This is a genomic window from Paraburkholderia sp. SECH2, from assembly GCF_030464795.1.
GTDB classification, from domain to species: domain Bacteria; phylum Pseudomonadota; class Gammaproteobacteria; order Burkholderiales; family Burkholderiaceae; genus Paraburkholderia; species Paraburkholderia aspalathi.
The window spans coordinates 40,379-54,000 of record NZ_JALPRH010000016.1; the positions used below are offsets into that span (position 1 = coordinate 40,379).

14 protein-coding genes are annotated in these 13,622 nt (G+C 63.5%); 7 read left to right on the top strand and 7 right to left on the bottom strand.

The features are described 5' to 3' along the window. Positions 1-18: 18 nt before the first annotated feature. Positions 19-276, bottom strand: coding sequence for a hypothetical protein (locus M0D66_RS24075; protein ID WP_093638393.1), 258 nt, complete (start codon positions 274-276; stop codon positions 19-21). 94 nt (positions 277-370) lie between these two features. Further along, positions 371-1,003 (bottom strand): C39 family peptidase, encoded by a 633-nt coding sequence (locus M0D66_RS24080; protein WP_093638390.1) that lies wholly within the window; start codon positions 1,001-1,003, stop codon positions 371-373. A 207-nt stretch (positions 1,004-1,210) separates the two neighbouring features. On the opposite strand from M0D66_RS24080, the gene M0D66_RS24085 reads away from it, so the two are divergent. From M0D66_RS24085 to M0D66_RS24095, 3 genes are all read left to right on the top strand, one after another. Then, positions 1,211-1,465 carry a helix-turn-helix transcriptional regulator gene (locus M0D66_RS24085; RefSeq protein WP_054036490.1) on the top strand — a complete coding sequence of 85 codons (255 nt, stop codon included), beginning with the start codon at positions 1,211-1,213 and terminating at the stop codon, positions 1,463-1,465. Between the two features lie 2 nt (positions 1,466-1,467). Next, on the top strand, positions 1,468-2,808 hold the full coding sequence (locus tag M0D66_RS24090; RefSeq protein WP_200619748.1) for a type II toxin-antitoxin system HipA family toxin: 1,341 nt from the start codon (positions 1,468-1,470) through the stop codon (positions 2,806-2,808). A 291-nt stretch (positions 2,809-3,099) separates the two neighbouring features. Continuing rightward, positions 3,100-3,954, top strand: a complete 855-nt coding sequence (locus tag M0D66_RS24095) for a helix-turn-helix domain-containing protein (protein WP_093638384.1) — start codon at positions 3,100-3,102, stop codon at positions 3,952-3,954. Between the two features lie 80 nt (positions 3,955-4,034). Here M0D66_RS24095 and M0D66_RS24100 read toward each other — a convergent pair whose 3' ends face one another. Further along, positions 4,035-5,912 carry an ATP-binding protein gene (locus tag M0D66_RS24100; RefSeq protein ID WP_266211727.1) on the bottom strand — a complete coding sequence of 626 codons (1,878 nt, stop codon included), beginning with the start codon at positions 5,910-5,912 and terminating at the stop codon, positions 4,035-4,037. Continuing rightward, positions 5,882-6,436, bottom strand: a complete 555-nt coding sequence (locus M0D66_RS24105) for a molybdopterin-dependent oxidoreductase (protein WP_266211790.1) — start codon at positions 6,434-6,436, stop codon at positions 5,882-5,884. Before M0D66_RS24105 ends, M0D66_RS24100 begins: the two co-directional genes overlap by 31 nt. Positions 6,437-6,736: 300 nt before the next feature. Between M0D66_RS24105 and M0D66_RS24110 the strand changes: the two genes are divergently transcribed. Further along, positions 6,737-7,684 (top strand): phosphoribosyltransferase, encoded by a 948-nt coding sequence (locus M0D66_RS24110; protein WP_266211728.1) that lies wholly within the window; start codon positions 6,737-6,739, stop codon positions 7,682-7,684. Positions 7,685-7,691: 7 nt separating this feature from the next. On the opposite strand, the gene M0D66_RS24115 is transcribed toward M0D66_RS24110, so the two are convergent. Then, positions 7,692-9,377 carry an ATP-binding domain-containing protein gene (locus M0D66_RS24115; protein WP_266211729.1) on the bottom strand — a complete coding sequence of 562 codons (1,686 nt, stop codon included), beginning with the start codon at positions 9,375-9,377 and terminating at the stop codon, positions 7,692-7,694. Positions 9,378-9,623: 246 nt separating this feature from the next. On the opposite strand from M0D66_RS24115, the gene M0D66_RS24120 reads away from it, so the two are divergent. After that, positions 9,624-10,250, top strand: a complete 627-nt coding sequence (locus tag M0D66_RS24120; protein ID WP_093638819.1) for a glutathione S-transferase family protein — start codon at positions 9,624-9,626, stop codon at positions 10,248-10,250. Positions 10,251-10,361: 111 nt separating this feature from the next. Beyond that, complete coding sequence (locus M0D66_RS24125; RefSeq protein WP_266211730.1) at positions 10,362-10,940, top strand: Fur family transcriptional regulator; 579 nt, start codon at positions 10,362-10,364, stop codon at positions 10,938-10,940. A gap of 113 nt (positions 10,941-11,053) precedes the next feature. Here the strand turns inward: M0D66_RS24125 and M0D66_RS24130 are convergent, their stop codons facing one another. Then, positions 11,054-11,566, bottom strand: coding sequence for a response regulator (locus M0D66_RS24130; protein WP_200619752.1), 513 nt, complete (start codon positions 11,564-11,566; stop codon positions 11,054-11,056). 497 nt (positions 11,567-12,063) lie between these two features. Here M0D66_RS24130 and M0D66_RS24135 point away from each other — a divergent pair, with 497 nt between their 5' ends. Further along, positions 12,064-12,786, top strand: a complete 723-nt coding sequence (locus M0D66_RS24135; RefSeq protein WP_266211731.1) for a ribonuclease activity regulator RraA — start codon at positions 12,064-12,066, stop codon at positions 12,784-12,786. Between the two features lie 13 nt (positions 12,787-12,799). Here the strand turns inward: M0D66_RS24135 and M0D66_RS24140 are convergent, their stop codons facing one another. Further along, the gene (locus tag M0D66_RS24140) at positions 12,800-13,588 is read right to left on the bottom strand and encodes a TetR/AcrR family transcriptional regulator (RefSeq protein ID WP_266211732.1); all 789 of its coding nucleotides are present in this window, start codon (positions 13,586-13,588) and stop codon (positions 12,800-12,802) included. Positions 13,589-13,622: the final 34 nt, after the last annotated feature.

The window sequence follows — 13,622 nt, forward strand, 5'->3', positions numbered from 1 at the left end:
GGCGCGCCGCCGCTACGGTCACTGCGAAGCAGCGTTGGCTTTAGCGTCATCTTTCTTGCCGCCCTTGAACATCGCGCGGCACGGCGGACTAAGTTCGTCGAGGTGCTGCTTCATGCAGGCGGTGATTTTTTCCTTGTTCGGAATGTCGGCGGCGCAGAAATGCATCGCGTCGCCGCGGCAGGCCTTGGACTGGTCGTCCTGGGAAGCTGCATGCACTGCGGTGACGGCGCCGAGCGCGACGAGGCTGGCGGCAAGCACGGCATAGGTTCGCTTCATGGCGGGCTCCGGTATCGCAAAAGTCGGTTGAAGCTCTTCAGCAGAAAACGGGCCCGATCATCGCGTTCGCCGTGCGTCTCGCCTGTTGCCGTATCTAGCGCGCGCTGCGGGTGAGCGTCATGCCGCGCCCTGCGTAGAAGCGCGCCATCGTTGCGAACGGCAGATAGACATCCGCCTGATGAGGCGCGATGCCCGACGGATTATGAAACCATACGCCACCGCGATCGCGCCCGTGCAGCAGGATCAGATGCCCGCCCTGACGCTGATTCGGCCGCTCCGGATAACGGATCTCGGGGCTCACGGAAACGATCGCCAGCGTGTCGCCGTCGATGCGCACGGCGATCTCTTCGAGCGGCGCCTGCGGCAGCACCTCGACCTGAATACCGAATGCGTCGCCCAGCCAGTCGGCGAACGGCCGGTAGATCAAACCGTCGACGCCGCCATCGTCGCGCAGCCGGTACACGCCGTGGCGCAAGGCTTCATCCAGCAAGGCGGCGCGCGGCGCGTGTTCGATGCGCCAGTAGTCGAGCGCGGATTCGAGGCAGGTCAGACCGCACAGGCGTTTCGCCCAGAAACGGTAACGCTCCGGGTCGGCAAAACCACTGCGCTGCCAGTGTGGATCGTCGCATGGGTCGCCCTCCTGTTCGACGATGTGGCGCACCCATTCGGGGCTGCCCCATTGCGTGTGGTACGGCACGTCGGTGTGGCGTAGTGTCGGTTGGTTCATGAGTCGCGCGGAGTCGGCAGAAAATATTTTCACAGCATGCTACACGGCCAGCCCAGCAGGGGCGGACACAGACGGAATTTATGCGTCACGCAGATATTTGCCATTTATTCGCCAGACAGATATTTGTCGAATATGCGCCACACGAATATTTGACAAATATCTGCGTGACGCATAAAGTGCATTTATTCGTCTCACGGATAATTTGCCATGATCCACCTCGTCGCCACGCCGGACCAGATGGCCCAGCTGCTCGCTGCCGGCCGGCGCCAGGCCGGCCTCACCCAGGCCGATGCCGCTGCGCGCATCGGCGTCAGCCAGAGCCGCATCTCGGCGCTGGAAACCGACGCCACCGCCCTCACCCTCGCACAATTGCTGGCGCTATGCGGTGCCTACGGCCTGCAATTACAGGTGCGCGACAAGAACCAGCCGGTGCCTGAACCCGCGCCTTTGGTCGAGTGGTAAGCATGGGTCGCCAAACGCATTCGCGGGCGCTTTCGGTGTGGGCCAACGGTGAGCGCGTCGGCGTCTGGCGCCTGCCCACCCGCGGCCCCATGGAGTTCGCTTACGACCCCGCATGGGTCGCCTCACCCGCTGGCCGGCCGCTTTCGCTCTCGCTGCCGTTCGCGCCGAGCAACGTGGCGAACAAAGGCCACCGGGTGCTCAACTATTTCGACAATCTGCTCCCCGACAGCGAGGCGATCAGAAAACGCATCGCCCAGCGCTACCAGACCGATACGCTCGATCCCTTCGATCTGCTACAAGCCATCGGCCGCGATTGCGTGGGCGCCGTCCAGTTGCTGGCCGAAGACGACGCGCCGGCCGGCGTCGAACGCATCGACGGCACGCCGCTCTCCGACAGCGAGATCGAGACCATGCTGGCACGCACCGTCAGCACCCCCGCCCTCGGCGCGGCCGACGAAACGGACGATTTCCGCATCTCGCTCGCCGGCGCACAGGAGAAAACCGCCCTGCTGTGGCACGACGGCAAGTGGCAGCGCCCGCATGGCGCCACGCCCACCACGCACATTTTCAAGCTGCCGCTCGGGCTGGTCGGCAACAAGCTCGCCGACCTCAGCACCTCGGTCGAAAACGAATGGCTGTGTCTGCGGATTCTGCGCGCCTATGGCCTGCCCGTGGCCAACACCGAGATCATGACGTTCGGCAAGCAGCGGGTGCTGAGCGTCGAACGCTTCGACCGGCAACTGCATTCGAGCGGGCAATGGCTGCTGCGCCTGCCGCAGGAGGACTTCTGCCAGGTGTATGGCGTGCCGTCGCATCGCAAGTACGAAAACGAAGGCGGTCCGGGCATGCTGGACCTCGCGCGGATTCTCCAGCAATCGGTGTCGGCGCAACAGGACATCGAAACGCTGCTGGCAAGCCAGATCCTGTTCTGGATGCTGGCGGCGCCTGACGGCCACGCCAAGAACTTCAGCATTCGCCTGCTGGCGGGCGGCCAGTACCGTCTCACGCCGCTTTACGACGTGATGTCGATCTGGCCGGTGGAAGGCAACGGCCCGAACCAGTGGTCATGGTTCAAGGCCAGGCTCGCCATGGGGATGTGGTCGCGCAGCAAACACGACGCCTTCCGCGACGTGCAGCGGCGCCACTTCAACACCATGGCGCTGAGATGCTCATACGGCGCGAACGCCGAACCGTTGATCCAGCGGCTGATCGAACAGACGCCGGAGGTCATCGCGCGGGTCTCGGCCGAATTGCCCGAGCGCTTTCCGGGCAAGGTCGCCGAGCGGATTTTCAAAGGCCTGAAAAACTCGGCGGCCAAGCTCGACACCATGCCGCCGGCGTGACAGCGGGTGAGTAACAATCCAATCGGAATTACTTACAGATTCCTACCGATTTAATCGGTAAAATACATTTGATGCCAAAGGCATAAACAGATCGCCGAATTCGTCTGTGCGCACCTCGTACCGACAGGTTTGGCGGCAGTCATCCCAAAACACAGGCCGTAAGACTTTTTACGGTACATTTGCTGTCCCCCGCGTTGCCGCGTCGATGCGCATCCAATGTGCATGGCCACGCTGCGCGTGCCGTATCGCATGCCCCCAGCCACCCTTCAAGAAGGCAGATCCTCACGCAGTATGACCAACGAAACAAACTCACCTGACTCCATTGCCGTCGCCGAGCGCGTGCGCGAGTTGATGAGCCGGCATGGAATCGGCAAACGCCAGCAGACCACTGAGCTATGCCGCATCCTCGATCTGAGTTTTTCGCAGGGACACCGCAAGCTGCGCGGCAATAGCCCGTGGACCCTCTCGCAGATCAAGAAGGTCGCCGAGGTGTTCGGCGAACCTGCCGCCCAGCTATTCGGCGCACAGTCGCTCGATCCGGGCATGGTCGGCGCCATCGCCCAGGAGGCGCTGTTCTGCGTCGGCGCGATCGAGCTGGCCTGCACCGCATGGGTCGGCGCCGCGCTCGAACCGGGCAGCCGCCCTGAATTCGTCGCGTACTCGAAGCTCGGCCAATGGCGCGTGGCGCGCCACGACGGCACGCTCTACCAAAGCGCGTACGAAGTCCACAAGATCGAGATCTATCCGCGCCGCGCCGAAACCGACAAGCCGACCATCGCCGTGGTGGACGACGATCAGGCCTCCGCCGACAACCTGCGCGACTATCTCGAACGCAGCGGTTTCGCGGCGGTGGCGATCTACGGCCTCGCGGCGTTCACCGAACAGCTGCAAACGCAGGTCTTCGACGGCGTTGTGATCGATTGGCTGTTCGGCTCGCAGACCTCCGCGGCGGCGATCCGCGCGGTGCGGGCGTCGGAGAATCCGGACGCGCCAATTTTCGTGCTGACCGGCGAACTGCTGACCGGCAAGGCCAGCGAATCGGAAATCAGCCAGGTCATCCGCAATTACGACGTCGCGTGCTATGAAAAGCCCGCGCGTATGGCGATCCTGGTCGCCGATCTGTCCAAACGCCTCAACCGGCCATAACGACGCATATGCCGGCAAGCGGCTGAAGGTGTGTGCTCAGGTTGAGCCCTCCTCCAACTGCGTTTCCTCAAGGCGTCACGTCACTCCGTATGCCGCGAAGCCAAAGCTCGCTGCAACGCACTGCGCAGTTCCTCGTAATGTACTGGCTTTAATAACGCTTCAAAGAACGGCTGCAAGCCGGCCTCTCCCGCTTCCCCTGCCGCACCACTCGCCCCACCCGCACTAGCTACGCTATCCGCCTCCGGCGCATACGCGCTCACCACGATCACCGGAACACCCGACGACGGCCCTCTGCGTGCCGCGAAGTCCGCAAGGAACGTATACCCGTCGCGATCCGGCATATGCAGATCGAGCAACACCACGTCACAGCGTCGCGCGTCGAGCCACGCGAGTGCATCGTCGGCATTGGAGACGGCGTGCGCGTCGAAATCCATGTGCGCGATCATTTCGCTGAGCGACTCGCGAATCAGCCGGTTATCGTCGACGATCAACACGCAGGGGCGCGCGCCGCCTGGTTCGGCCTGCGCCGCCACGCCAGGAGGCGCGGTTGCCGCGACCGGTCTGACCGGAATCGTCACCGTAAAGGTCGTGCCCTCGCCCACCGTGCTCGCCACCTCGACGGTGCCGCCGAACAGCCTGACCAGCCCCTGCACGATCGCGAGTCCCATCCCCGCACCCTCGAAGCGGCGCGCGCGCGACGCGTCCAGTTGCGTGAACTCCTGGAAGATCAGCGGAATCTGCGCTTGCGGCACGCCCGGCCCCGTATCGCTGACGACGAAAATCAGCACCGCCGGCCGCTGCCTCAGTTGCACGCGCACCGTGCCGGTTTCGGTGTAACGGATCGCGTTGGTGACCAGGTTGTTGACGATCTGGCGGATGCGGTGCGGATCGGAATCGACGAGACCGCTCATGCCGCTCGCCTCGCTTTCCAGTTTGAGGCCGCGCGCGGCGGCCGACATCGCGTGTTCGTCGACGATCGACGCCAGCAGCTCGCGCGGCTCGAAGTGCTCGTGACGCAACTCGAGCTTGCCGGCGCCAAGGCGCGCGTAGTCGGTCAGGTCTTTCATCTGTGCTTCGAGATGCCGCCCTGCGGTTTCGAGCCGCTGAATGACCTTGCGGTCGGCCTCAGAGTGATAGTTGAAGCCCAGCAATTCGATCGACGACACGATCGCATGCAAGGGCGTGCGCAGTTCGTGGCTGATCATGCCGAGAAACGCGTCCTTCGCGAGACTCGCCTCGCGCGCCGCGCGGCTCGCCTGATGCTCTGCGTCGAGCGCCGCGTGCTGCTGATGCATCAGACGCGTGCGGCGCCGGCCGTTGAGCACCAGCAGCGTGGTCGCGGCCGCAGACAACAGCAGCAGCAACAGGCCGCCCGCGAACAGCATGCGGCGCTTGTCGATGAAATCGCGGTTCATCGCCTCACGGTCGGCCACGTCGGCGAACCGGCGGCTCAACGCGAGGTCGTTGACCTCGTTCCAATGCTGACGCAACTCCACGACGATCTTATCGGCGCGACTGCGGTCCTTAGGCAACGCATCCACCTCAGGCTGAATCCCGTCCAGCAAATGATCGAGCGACTGGATTTCCTCCTGTTGCCGTTGCAGCAGCGCAAGCTGCGTAGTCAGTCTGCGGGTCGAACCAGCCATCACGTGCAGCTTCGATTGCAGCAACTGGTAGCGCAGCATGAGCCGCTGATAGTCGTCGTCGACGCCGGATTGATACAGCAGCAACTGGTTCTCGAATCGCGCGTAGGCGATTTGCAGCTGCGCGGCGTCCCAATAGAAACCATCGTACTGACCGGTCAGCTGTTCGGTGGCGCGCGGATTGAGCAGGTTCGCGTACAACAGATAGCCGATCGCGCCGGCCGGCGCCGCAAGCGCGGTCAGCCAGATCAACACATAGAGGACACGGCGCCAGGGGCGGCGTGTTATTTGACGATGAGTGCCTTGATCTGCCATACGAATTTAGAATCGCCCGCCGCGCCCATGAGTTCATCGGGAAACGCGTCGCGCGGATAGATAAGAAACAGCGGCCCGAAGTCGCTGATCTTCAGGCGCTGGCCGTTCATGCTGTACGCAACGACCACGCCGTAGCGATCGCAGTCCGACACCGGAATGGTGTAGGTATAGTCGTCGAGCGTATGGATCTCGACTGCGCTGCCGGATGCGCCGACTGTCTTCAGGATATCCGCGAGCAGCGGTCCTGTGAAGGTGGAACGTGGCGTCCAGGTGGTAGCGGTCGTAATCGAATGAGCCGGCAGCGCGAGCAGTTGGGCCTCGGTGAAGTGATACAGCTGGTGCGCCGCATCGTTGGTCTTGCTGATCTTGCCCTTCACGTCTAGCGATAACGGCAACGACTCCGCCTGCGCCTGCGCCTGTGCCTGCATGCTCCACGCGGCGAAAGCGAGGAGCAGACCCAGCCCCCACCATGCGCCCCTGACCACGCCTTTCCTGCCATCCACCGCTATGCCCGCCTTGGTCATCTTCATCTGTTTGGTCATTCCATCGTTTGTTATTTTGCGGGCGGCTGCGCTGCGCCGGCTTAACCGGCCAGCGAACCTGCAGCACCCCGCCGTTGTCCTTTTCCCGCGGCGGCGGTCGTCTTTGCGACACGCCCCATCCGGCGACGCGCGTCACCCCGACGCGCGATCTTTGAACCGCATGCATAATATCGCCAAAATTCTTCGTCTCAAAAACGGGGACCTGCCGCAGCACCGCGCCGCACGCCGCTCTCCGTCTACAGGACACCTGCCCTACGCGCGCATCGCGACGCCCTGAGAGTCATGAACAAGCCGGTTTTGCCCCTGACGTACGAACAACTCGATCACTGGATCGAGTCGCTGCAACCCGCGTTGCTGGCGGAGCGCTTCACCATGGCGATCGGCATTCTGCGCGGCGGCGCACCGCTCGCGCTGATGGTTTCGCATGCGGCCGGCACGCCCGTCGCTTTCCTTCGATACGACCGGCAGTCACGCACGGTCGCCTGGGATTCGACGCTGCCGATTCCGCCCGCCGGCTCGAAAGTGCTGCTGTGCGAAGACATCGCGGGGCGGGGCTTTACGCTGACCGATTGCATCGCATTCCTGCAGCAGCATGGTCTCGACGTCAAAACGTTGACCGCCGCGGTCGACGACCTGAGCCGCACACAACCCGACTACGCAATCGACGCTCGCGGCTACTTCGCGCTGTTTCCGTGGGAGCGCCAGGCCTACACCGAGCGTTATCGCGAGGACTGGGAGCGCGTCGAAGCGGGCACCGCGCCCGCCATGGCCGAGGATCACGAATACGCCACCTACGCGATCGACCTCGACGGCATTCTGCTGCCCGACGTGCCGCTCGCCCGCTACGACGAGGATCTGGCCGCGGCGCTCGCCGAACGCGACGCGCTGCTGCCGTTCGAGGTGCTGCCGGGCATCGATCTGCAACGCGTGCGCACGATCATCACCGGGCGCCCGGAACTGGATCGCGCGCGCACCGAAGCATGGCTCACGCGGCACGGCTTCGGTCATATGCAACTGGTGATGCGCACGCCCGGCACGCACGACGAAAGTGCCGCCGGCGCAGCTGCTCACAAGGCCGCGGCGGCGTTGCGCGGCGGTGTCACGCACTTTGTGGAGAGCGATCCGGTGCAGGCGCTGCTGATCGCGCAGCAAGCGCCGTTACTGCGCGTGATCTGGTGGGATGCATTTACGCAAACCGGGATGCTGGTGGGTGCGCGCGCGTGGACGTGAGCGGCGGCTAGGCTTCTTTCGTCTCTCTGAGCTCTTTACCATCACGCAAATGCAGATGCCGCGCGGCCCTCTGCGAGGCGACGATGATCAGCTTCATCGTCGCACGCGTGGCGCCGACGAACAGCTTGCGTGCAATCCGCTCGTCGAATAGTTCGAAGTCGACTTCCGTGAGAATGACGCACGGCGCCGCCTGTCCCTTGAAGCGGTAGATCGACTCGAACAGCACATCCCCTTCGCGATACTCCGGGTTGCCGAACAGATCGTACTTACCGGTGAAACTGCGCAACCGATGCGGTCCGAGATGATCCTGCGCGGTCATCGCCGAGCCTTCGCGGCCGCGAAACGACAGCACGGCAATATCCTGTTTACGAAAGCCGAGCGACAAGGCCTGCGTGATCGCCCGCTTGGTTGCCTCGATGCTGCCTTCGGCGGCGTTCGTTTCGTCGTAGACGGAGAGCGAAATATCGGAGCCGTCGAACGGACTGCCCGAGGCCAGGGCCGCCGCGACCGGCACCGAAGCGCCAACCACGTCCCGCACATAATCGAGAATGTCACGCGGACTGCGGTAATTGGTGGTCTCTTTCAGCGTGGTCCAGCCGTGCAGCTCGACCGGCTCGCGCATATACAGATTCTGCAGCGGATCTTCGAGCCACCACCACGCAGCGCCCGGCCGCAACAGACGCTCGAGTGCGGCCACCCACGGCTGCTGGAAATCCTGTCCTTCGTCGACGATCAGCACGTCGAATTGCCAGCGCGCGTCGATCGGCGTTTCGGCGAAAGTCGATTCAAGCTGTTTGAAGACGTCGCCGGACTGGAAATCCGGCTCGCGGCCCGCATCGCGCGCGATCCAGTCGCATAGCTGGTGATAGTTCGCCACCTTCGCCTCAGGCGGCGCGACCCGCGCAATGTGATCCGCGAGCGGGCGGTTGAAACACACATACAAAGGCCGCTGGCCACGCGCCGCCGCGTCCTTCATCACCTGCACCGCCAGTTGCGTCTTGCCTGAACCGGCCGTGCCGATCACGCGCAGCCGGAACGGCGAAAACTCGAGTCGTCGCGCCCAGGTCGCGAGGCCGCCGGCCAGACGCGTGACGAGCGTGCCGGCCTGGCCGACCAGTGCGCTGGCGTCGGGCGTCAGCGAAAGTTCGTCAGCGAGAAAGTGATGGATTTTCGGTGCGCAGGCGAGGCGCGCTTCGTCGGCCGGCAAGGCTTCGCGAATGATCGCGGCAAGCCGGTCCTTGCGCGTCGCGTCGACGATCCGCGCGGGATTCACGCCGGCAATCGCCGCGTCCTTGACGATGTGGTCCGGGCAATACAGCAGTTCTTCGATGAAATACGTACCTGCGCCGAACGCCGCGGTGAAGCGCCGGTGCAGCGTTTCGACGGTATGTGCGAGCGCGATCGCCACATTGCGCTCCGTCTGAAGGTAGACCTTGACGAGCCCCTTGGGCGTTTCGCGCAGGAAGCCGGTTTTCTGTTCGACGATCATCACGCGCCCGGCCGGGCTGACGATCACGAAGTCGGCCTCGCCGAACACCGAAAAGTTCTGGTTCAGACGGGTCCAGTGCACGCCGTGATAGACGGTGTAGCCATCGGGCAGCGCTTCTTCCAGCAACGCGAGGGTTTCGCGTTCGCGTGCGGCCGCGCCGGTGGCGGCGAGGCTCTTCCAGTCGTCGGGGACAATGCGGGCCATGCGGTGCCTCGTCGTATTCGGGTGCGCTCATTGTACGCAACGCTCACGCGTTGCCGGCATGGCATATCGGGCAATACACGGACCTCCATGGGCAAGGTGCTTCCGACTAGGCTCCGGGCAATATTTCACACAGCAGATTGCAGGCTGGCGGCGCGCAAACCCATGCGCATCGTGTATCGTTACTGGCTGAACGCCGTGCGCCGCGCGCGGCTTGCCACCTGTCAATATAAAGAAAGGATTTACCGGATGATCACGATCTGGGGACGCGCCAACTCGGTCAACGTACAGAAAGTCTTGTGGTGTTGCGACGAACTGGTGCTGCCGTACGAACGCATCGACGCGGGACTGCAATTCGGCCGCAACAACGAGCCCGACTACCTGGCGATGAACCCGACCGGCAAAATTCCGACGCTGGTCGACGACGGCTTCGTGCTGTGGGAATCGAACTCGATCCTGCGCTATCTGGTGCTGCAATACGGCGAATCGAGCCTCCTCTATCCGTCGGAACCGAAACTGCGCTCCAGCATCGACCGCTGGCTCGACTGGTCGCTCACCACGCTGCAACCCGCGGAAAGGCCGGTGTTCTGGGCCCTCGTGCGCACACCCGCCGCCGAGCGCGACGCCAGCAAGCTCGCTACCGACTTCAGCGCGGTCACGTTGCTGTGGCGCCTGCTGGATAACCATCTGCAAGGCCGCTTCTTCCTCGAAGGCGAAAAGTTCACGCTTGCGGATATCGTGATCGGCGCGTACGCGAAACGCTGGTTCGGACTGGACGGCGTCGAACGCCCGCCGTTGCCGAATCTGGAGCGGTGGTATTCGCGGCTTGCGACTCGCCCGGGATTCAAGAAATACATCGATTTCCCGCTGACTTGAACAATCCGGCCGCTATCGGACTGCCTCATGTCCCACCGAGGCGTCCAGCCGCGATCGGCAGGTACGCCGCACACCGGCACAGCCAGGCGCGATGGCCTTTATAATCCACGCATGAAGACCGCCAAGCCCGCCGCGAACGCCGACAAAACCACGCCTGCCGCCTCCGCTCATCATCATGAGCCGGGGCACATGCACAGTGGGCACGGGGAATCGCAGGAAGCCGCACTGACTCTCGCGGAAGAATATTGCCGCGAACGCGGCGAAAAACTCACGCCGATCCGCCGCAAAGTGCTCGAATTGCTGTTGAATTCCGGGCGCGCCACCAAAGCTTATTCGCTGCTAGACGACATGCGCCAGATCCATCCGGGCTCGGCGCCGCCTACGGTTTACCGGGCGCTGGACTTTCTGCTCTCGGCAGGACTCGTGCACCGGATCGAATCGATCAATGCGTTCACCGTCTGCCACGACCTGACCCAATGCCAGCACGGCATTCTGGTGGTTTGCCAGCAATGCGGCAACGTCACCGAGTTGCATCAGCCGAAGCTGCGCCAGGCCCTCGTCGCGCAAATCGAAGACGCGGGTTACCGCCTTGCGAGCGATGAAATCGAATTGAAGGGGTTGTGTTCCGCCTGTCAGGCAGCGGAAGCGGCCAGGGCCAGCGCGGCTGCACCGGTCGCCGCCGCCAAATAACAGCGGCGCCTGCAATCAGGTTTGCAATCTGATTGCAGATCGTTTCGCCAGACGAAAGCTTGCGGCCGAAGATCCGGCGGCTAGAAACCGCCCTCCGGCTGCGAGGCCGCTCCTCAGCCTGCCGCGCGAGCGTCGATCGCGTCGTGCAACAGTGTCACGAGGTCTTCCGGCAATGCCGGCTTGGTCATGAAATGCTGGAAGCCTTCGCCGATGCTGCGTAAGCGGTAAGCGTCGTCGGTATGGCCTGTGAGCGCCACGGCCACTGAAGGCGCATGGTCACCGCGAATCTCGTGATCGCGCAGCCGCTGGATCAGATAAAAGCCATCCATGGCCGGCAATTCGAGGTCGCACACCACGGCGTCAGGCAACAGCCGCAGCGCCGCTTCGACGCCCTCTTCCGCATCCGCCACAGCGACGACATGCGCCCCTTCCGCCTCGAGTAACAAGGTCAGTGATTCCCGGCTATCCGGGTCGTCTTCGACGAGCACGATCGTGGCCTGATCGAGCCTCAATGCTCCGTTCATGTTCTGTTGTTGCTCTAAAAAACCGGTTAGGCCATCAGACTCGGCCAACGTATCGCCCTGCTGTTTGCCGCCGATTTGCGCGGCTGCGGTATTGCTGTCCATGGTTCCGACTCGATTTCATGCGTCGAGTTGCATGCAGGCCCGCGATTGTAAAACATGGCCTCGGCGCAACGCGTGCGCACAGTAACGCGCCAAAATTGCACGCCAATGAAAAACCGGCCCTCGGCTCCATTGCCTGGCTGACCGATGCCGACACCCGATTCGCCGTGGCGGCTGGCGCAAACCCACGTCCATCGCCTTGTCCGCCCCAGCATCTGCCCTGACATTCCTGTTCTATTGCAACGCCGACGCTGTTATCTCTCCCGCGCGGCGCTCAGATCCACTCCTCAGGTAGCACGTAGCGTGCCTCGCCGGCTTCGCCAGATTCATCAGATTCGTCGTTACGGCAGCATGGTTGCGCGCGCCTGCCGCACGATCCACAGCGGCGCTATGATCGTGTGCGCGAAATCGCAGCGGCTGCGGTACGTTCCGCCGCTGCGACGCAGCACGTCATATGAGCGCCATCTCCCCGCCCCTAAAACCTGAGGCCGCCCGACACCATGTCCGATCTCGACTCCGCCACGCTCGAAGCACTCCGTCATGTCAGCACTGCCACGCTGACCACCCAGTTGTTCAAGCGCGGCTTGCGCAATACGTTCATGCAGGGCGTCGCGCCGCTCGCCGCGCACAGTGGCGCAAATCTGGTCGGGCCAGCCTTCACGCTGCGCAATATTCCCTCGCGCGAGGACATCGACGTACTCGAACTGTTTGCGGATCCGGAGTACGCGCAACGCAAATGTGTCGAGACCATTCCGGCCGGTCACGTGCTCGTGCAGGATTGCCGCGGTGAACGCAGCAGCGCCTCGTTCGGTTCGATCCTCTCGCAGCGCTTGCAGGTGCGCGGCGTGGCGGGCATGGTGTCCGACGGTCCGGTGCGCGACAGCACGACGATCGCCGCGCTCGGCATGCCGGTGTTTTGTGCGGGCGCAAGCGCGCCGCCGAATCTGATCCGGCATCACGCGGTGGATATCAATGTGCCGATCGGCTGCGGCGGTGTCGCGGTATTTCCCGGCGACGTGATCGTGGGCGATGCGGACGGCGTGGTGGTCATCCCGTTCAAAATGGCAGCCGAAGTTGCGCAAGCCGCCGTCGAGCAGGAACAACTCGAAGTGTTTCTCACCGAACGTATTCGTGAGGGCGCCGCTCTGCCCGGCACTTATCCGCCGAACGAAAAAACCAGGGCTGCGTATGAGGCGTGGCGGCAGAAACGCAGTTCTGAATGAGTCAGGTGGTGTATCAGGCCGCTTTGCCCGGACCGACGCCCTGCACCAGCAAGGCCACCGCATGCCGGGCGATCTCCTCGCTACCGATGTTGCATCGCGCGGGATCGTTACGCCACAGCTTCGAAGTGGCCAGCGGCAGAATCGTCATGCCCAGTAGCGTGACGAACACCAGCGAGGGCTCCAGTCCGGCATTCAGTCGGCCTTCCTTTTGCCAGCGCGCGATGGCTAACAGCGACGCCTTCTGAGCCGCGTCGCCAAACCGTTCATGCATGCGCTGACGCAGCAAGCCGCCGTCGCTGATCACTTCGCGCACCCACAGCGACGGAAACCACGGATTGTCGCTCGCGGTCTTCACCAAACGCTGCGCGAGCTGCGTGATGGCCGCCACCGGATCGTCGGGATTTTCCTGAAACGGCACGCCGATCCCCGCGCGCAGCGGCGCGAAACGCTCATCGATCAGCACGTCGAGCAGTTGATCGCGCGTCTTGAAGTAGTAATGCATCATCGCCGGCGTGAACCCCGCCTCGCGGGCAATCTCCCCGAGCGTGGTGTCGACGATGCCCTGCCGCGCGAAGAGGGCGAGCGCGGCGTCCAGCAGGCGGCTGCGCTGCTCCGGACCGCGCGCCGAACCCGAAGGCCTGCCCGGTCGCCGTGCGGGTGCGGACGGCAATGCGGCATTTGAAGCGTCCGCAGCATCGCCCGCCGCGGCTGAAGCCGGATTCGAAAGCTTTCGCGCCTTCACGGCGGTCGTGGTGCGCGGTTGGCGTTTCACTTCGCGGTCATCTGACGTAATCCTTGCCATTGCATTCAATTTGACGAGAGACACAATGTCGCAT

Coding starts and splice junctions, on each gene's coding strand:
- M0D66_RS24075 (WP_093638393.1), bottom strand. CDS start 276: ATGAAGCGAACCTATGCCGTGCTTGCCGCCAGCCTCGTCGCGCTCGGC.
- M0D66_RS24080 (WP_093638390.1), bottom strand. CDS start 1,003: ATGAACCAACCGACACTACGCCACACCGACGTGCCGTACCACACGCAA.
- M0D66_RS24085 (WP_054036490.1), top strand. CDS start 1,211: ATGATCCACCTCGTCGCCACGCCGGACCAGATGGCCCAGCTGCTCGCT.
- M0D66_RS24090 (WP_200619748.1), top strand. CDS start 1,468: ATGGGTCGCCAAACGCATTCGCGGGCGCTTTCGGTGTGGGCCAACGGT.
- M0D66_RS24095 (WP_093638384.1), top strand. CDS start 3,100: ATGACCAACGAAACAAACTCACCTGACTCCATTGCCGTCGCCGAGCGC.
- M0D66_RS24100 (WP_266211727.1), bottom strand. CDS start 5,912: ATGGCAGATCAAGGCACTCATCGTCAAATAACACGCCGCCCCTGGCGC.
- M0D66_RS24105 (WP_266211790.1), bottom strand. CDS start 6,436: ATGACCAAGGCGGGCATAGCGGTGGATGGCAGGAAAGGCGTGGTCAGG.
- M0D66_RS24110 (WP_266211728.1), top strand. CDS start 6,737: ATGAACAAGCCGGTTTTGCCCCTGACGTACGAACAACTCGATCACTGG.
- M0D66_RS24115 (WP_266211729.1), bottom strand. CDS start 9,377: ATGGCCCGCATTGTCCCCGACGACTGGAAGAGCCTCGCCGCCACCGGC.
- M0D66_RS24120 (WP_093638819.1), top strand. CDS start 9,624: ATGATCACGATCTGGGGACGCGCCAACTCGGTCAACGTACAGAAAGTC.
- M0D66_RS24125 (WP_266211730.1), top strand. CDS start 10,362: ATGAAGACCGCCAAGCCCGCCGCGAACGCCGACAAAACCACGCCTGCC.
- M0D66_RS24130 (WP_200619752.1), bottom strand. CDS start 11,566: ATGGACAGCAATACCGCAGCCGCGCAAATCGGCGGCAAACAGCAGGGC.
- M0D66_RS24135 (WP_266211731.1), top strand. CDS start 12,064: ATGTCCGATCTCGACTCCGCCACGCTCGAAGCACTCCGTCATGTCAGC.
- M0D66_RS24140 (WP_266211732.1), bottom strand. CDS start 13,588: ATGGCAAGGATTACGTCAGATGACCGCGAAGTGAAACGCCAACCGCGC.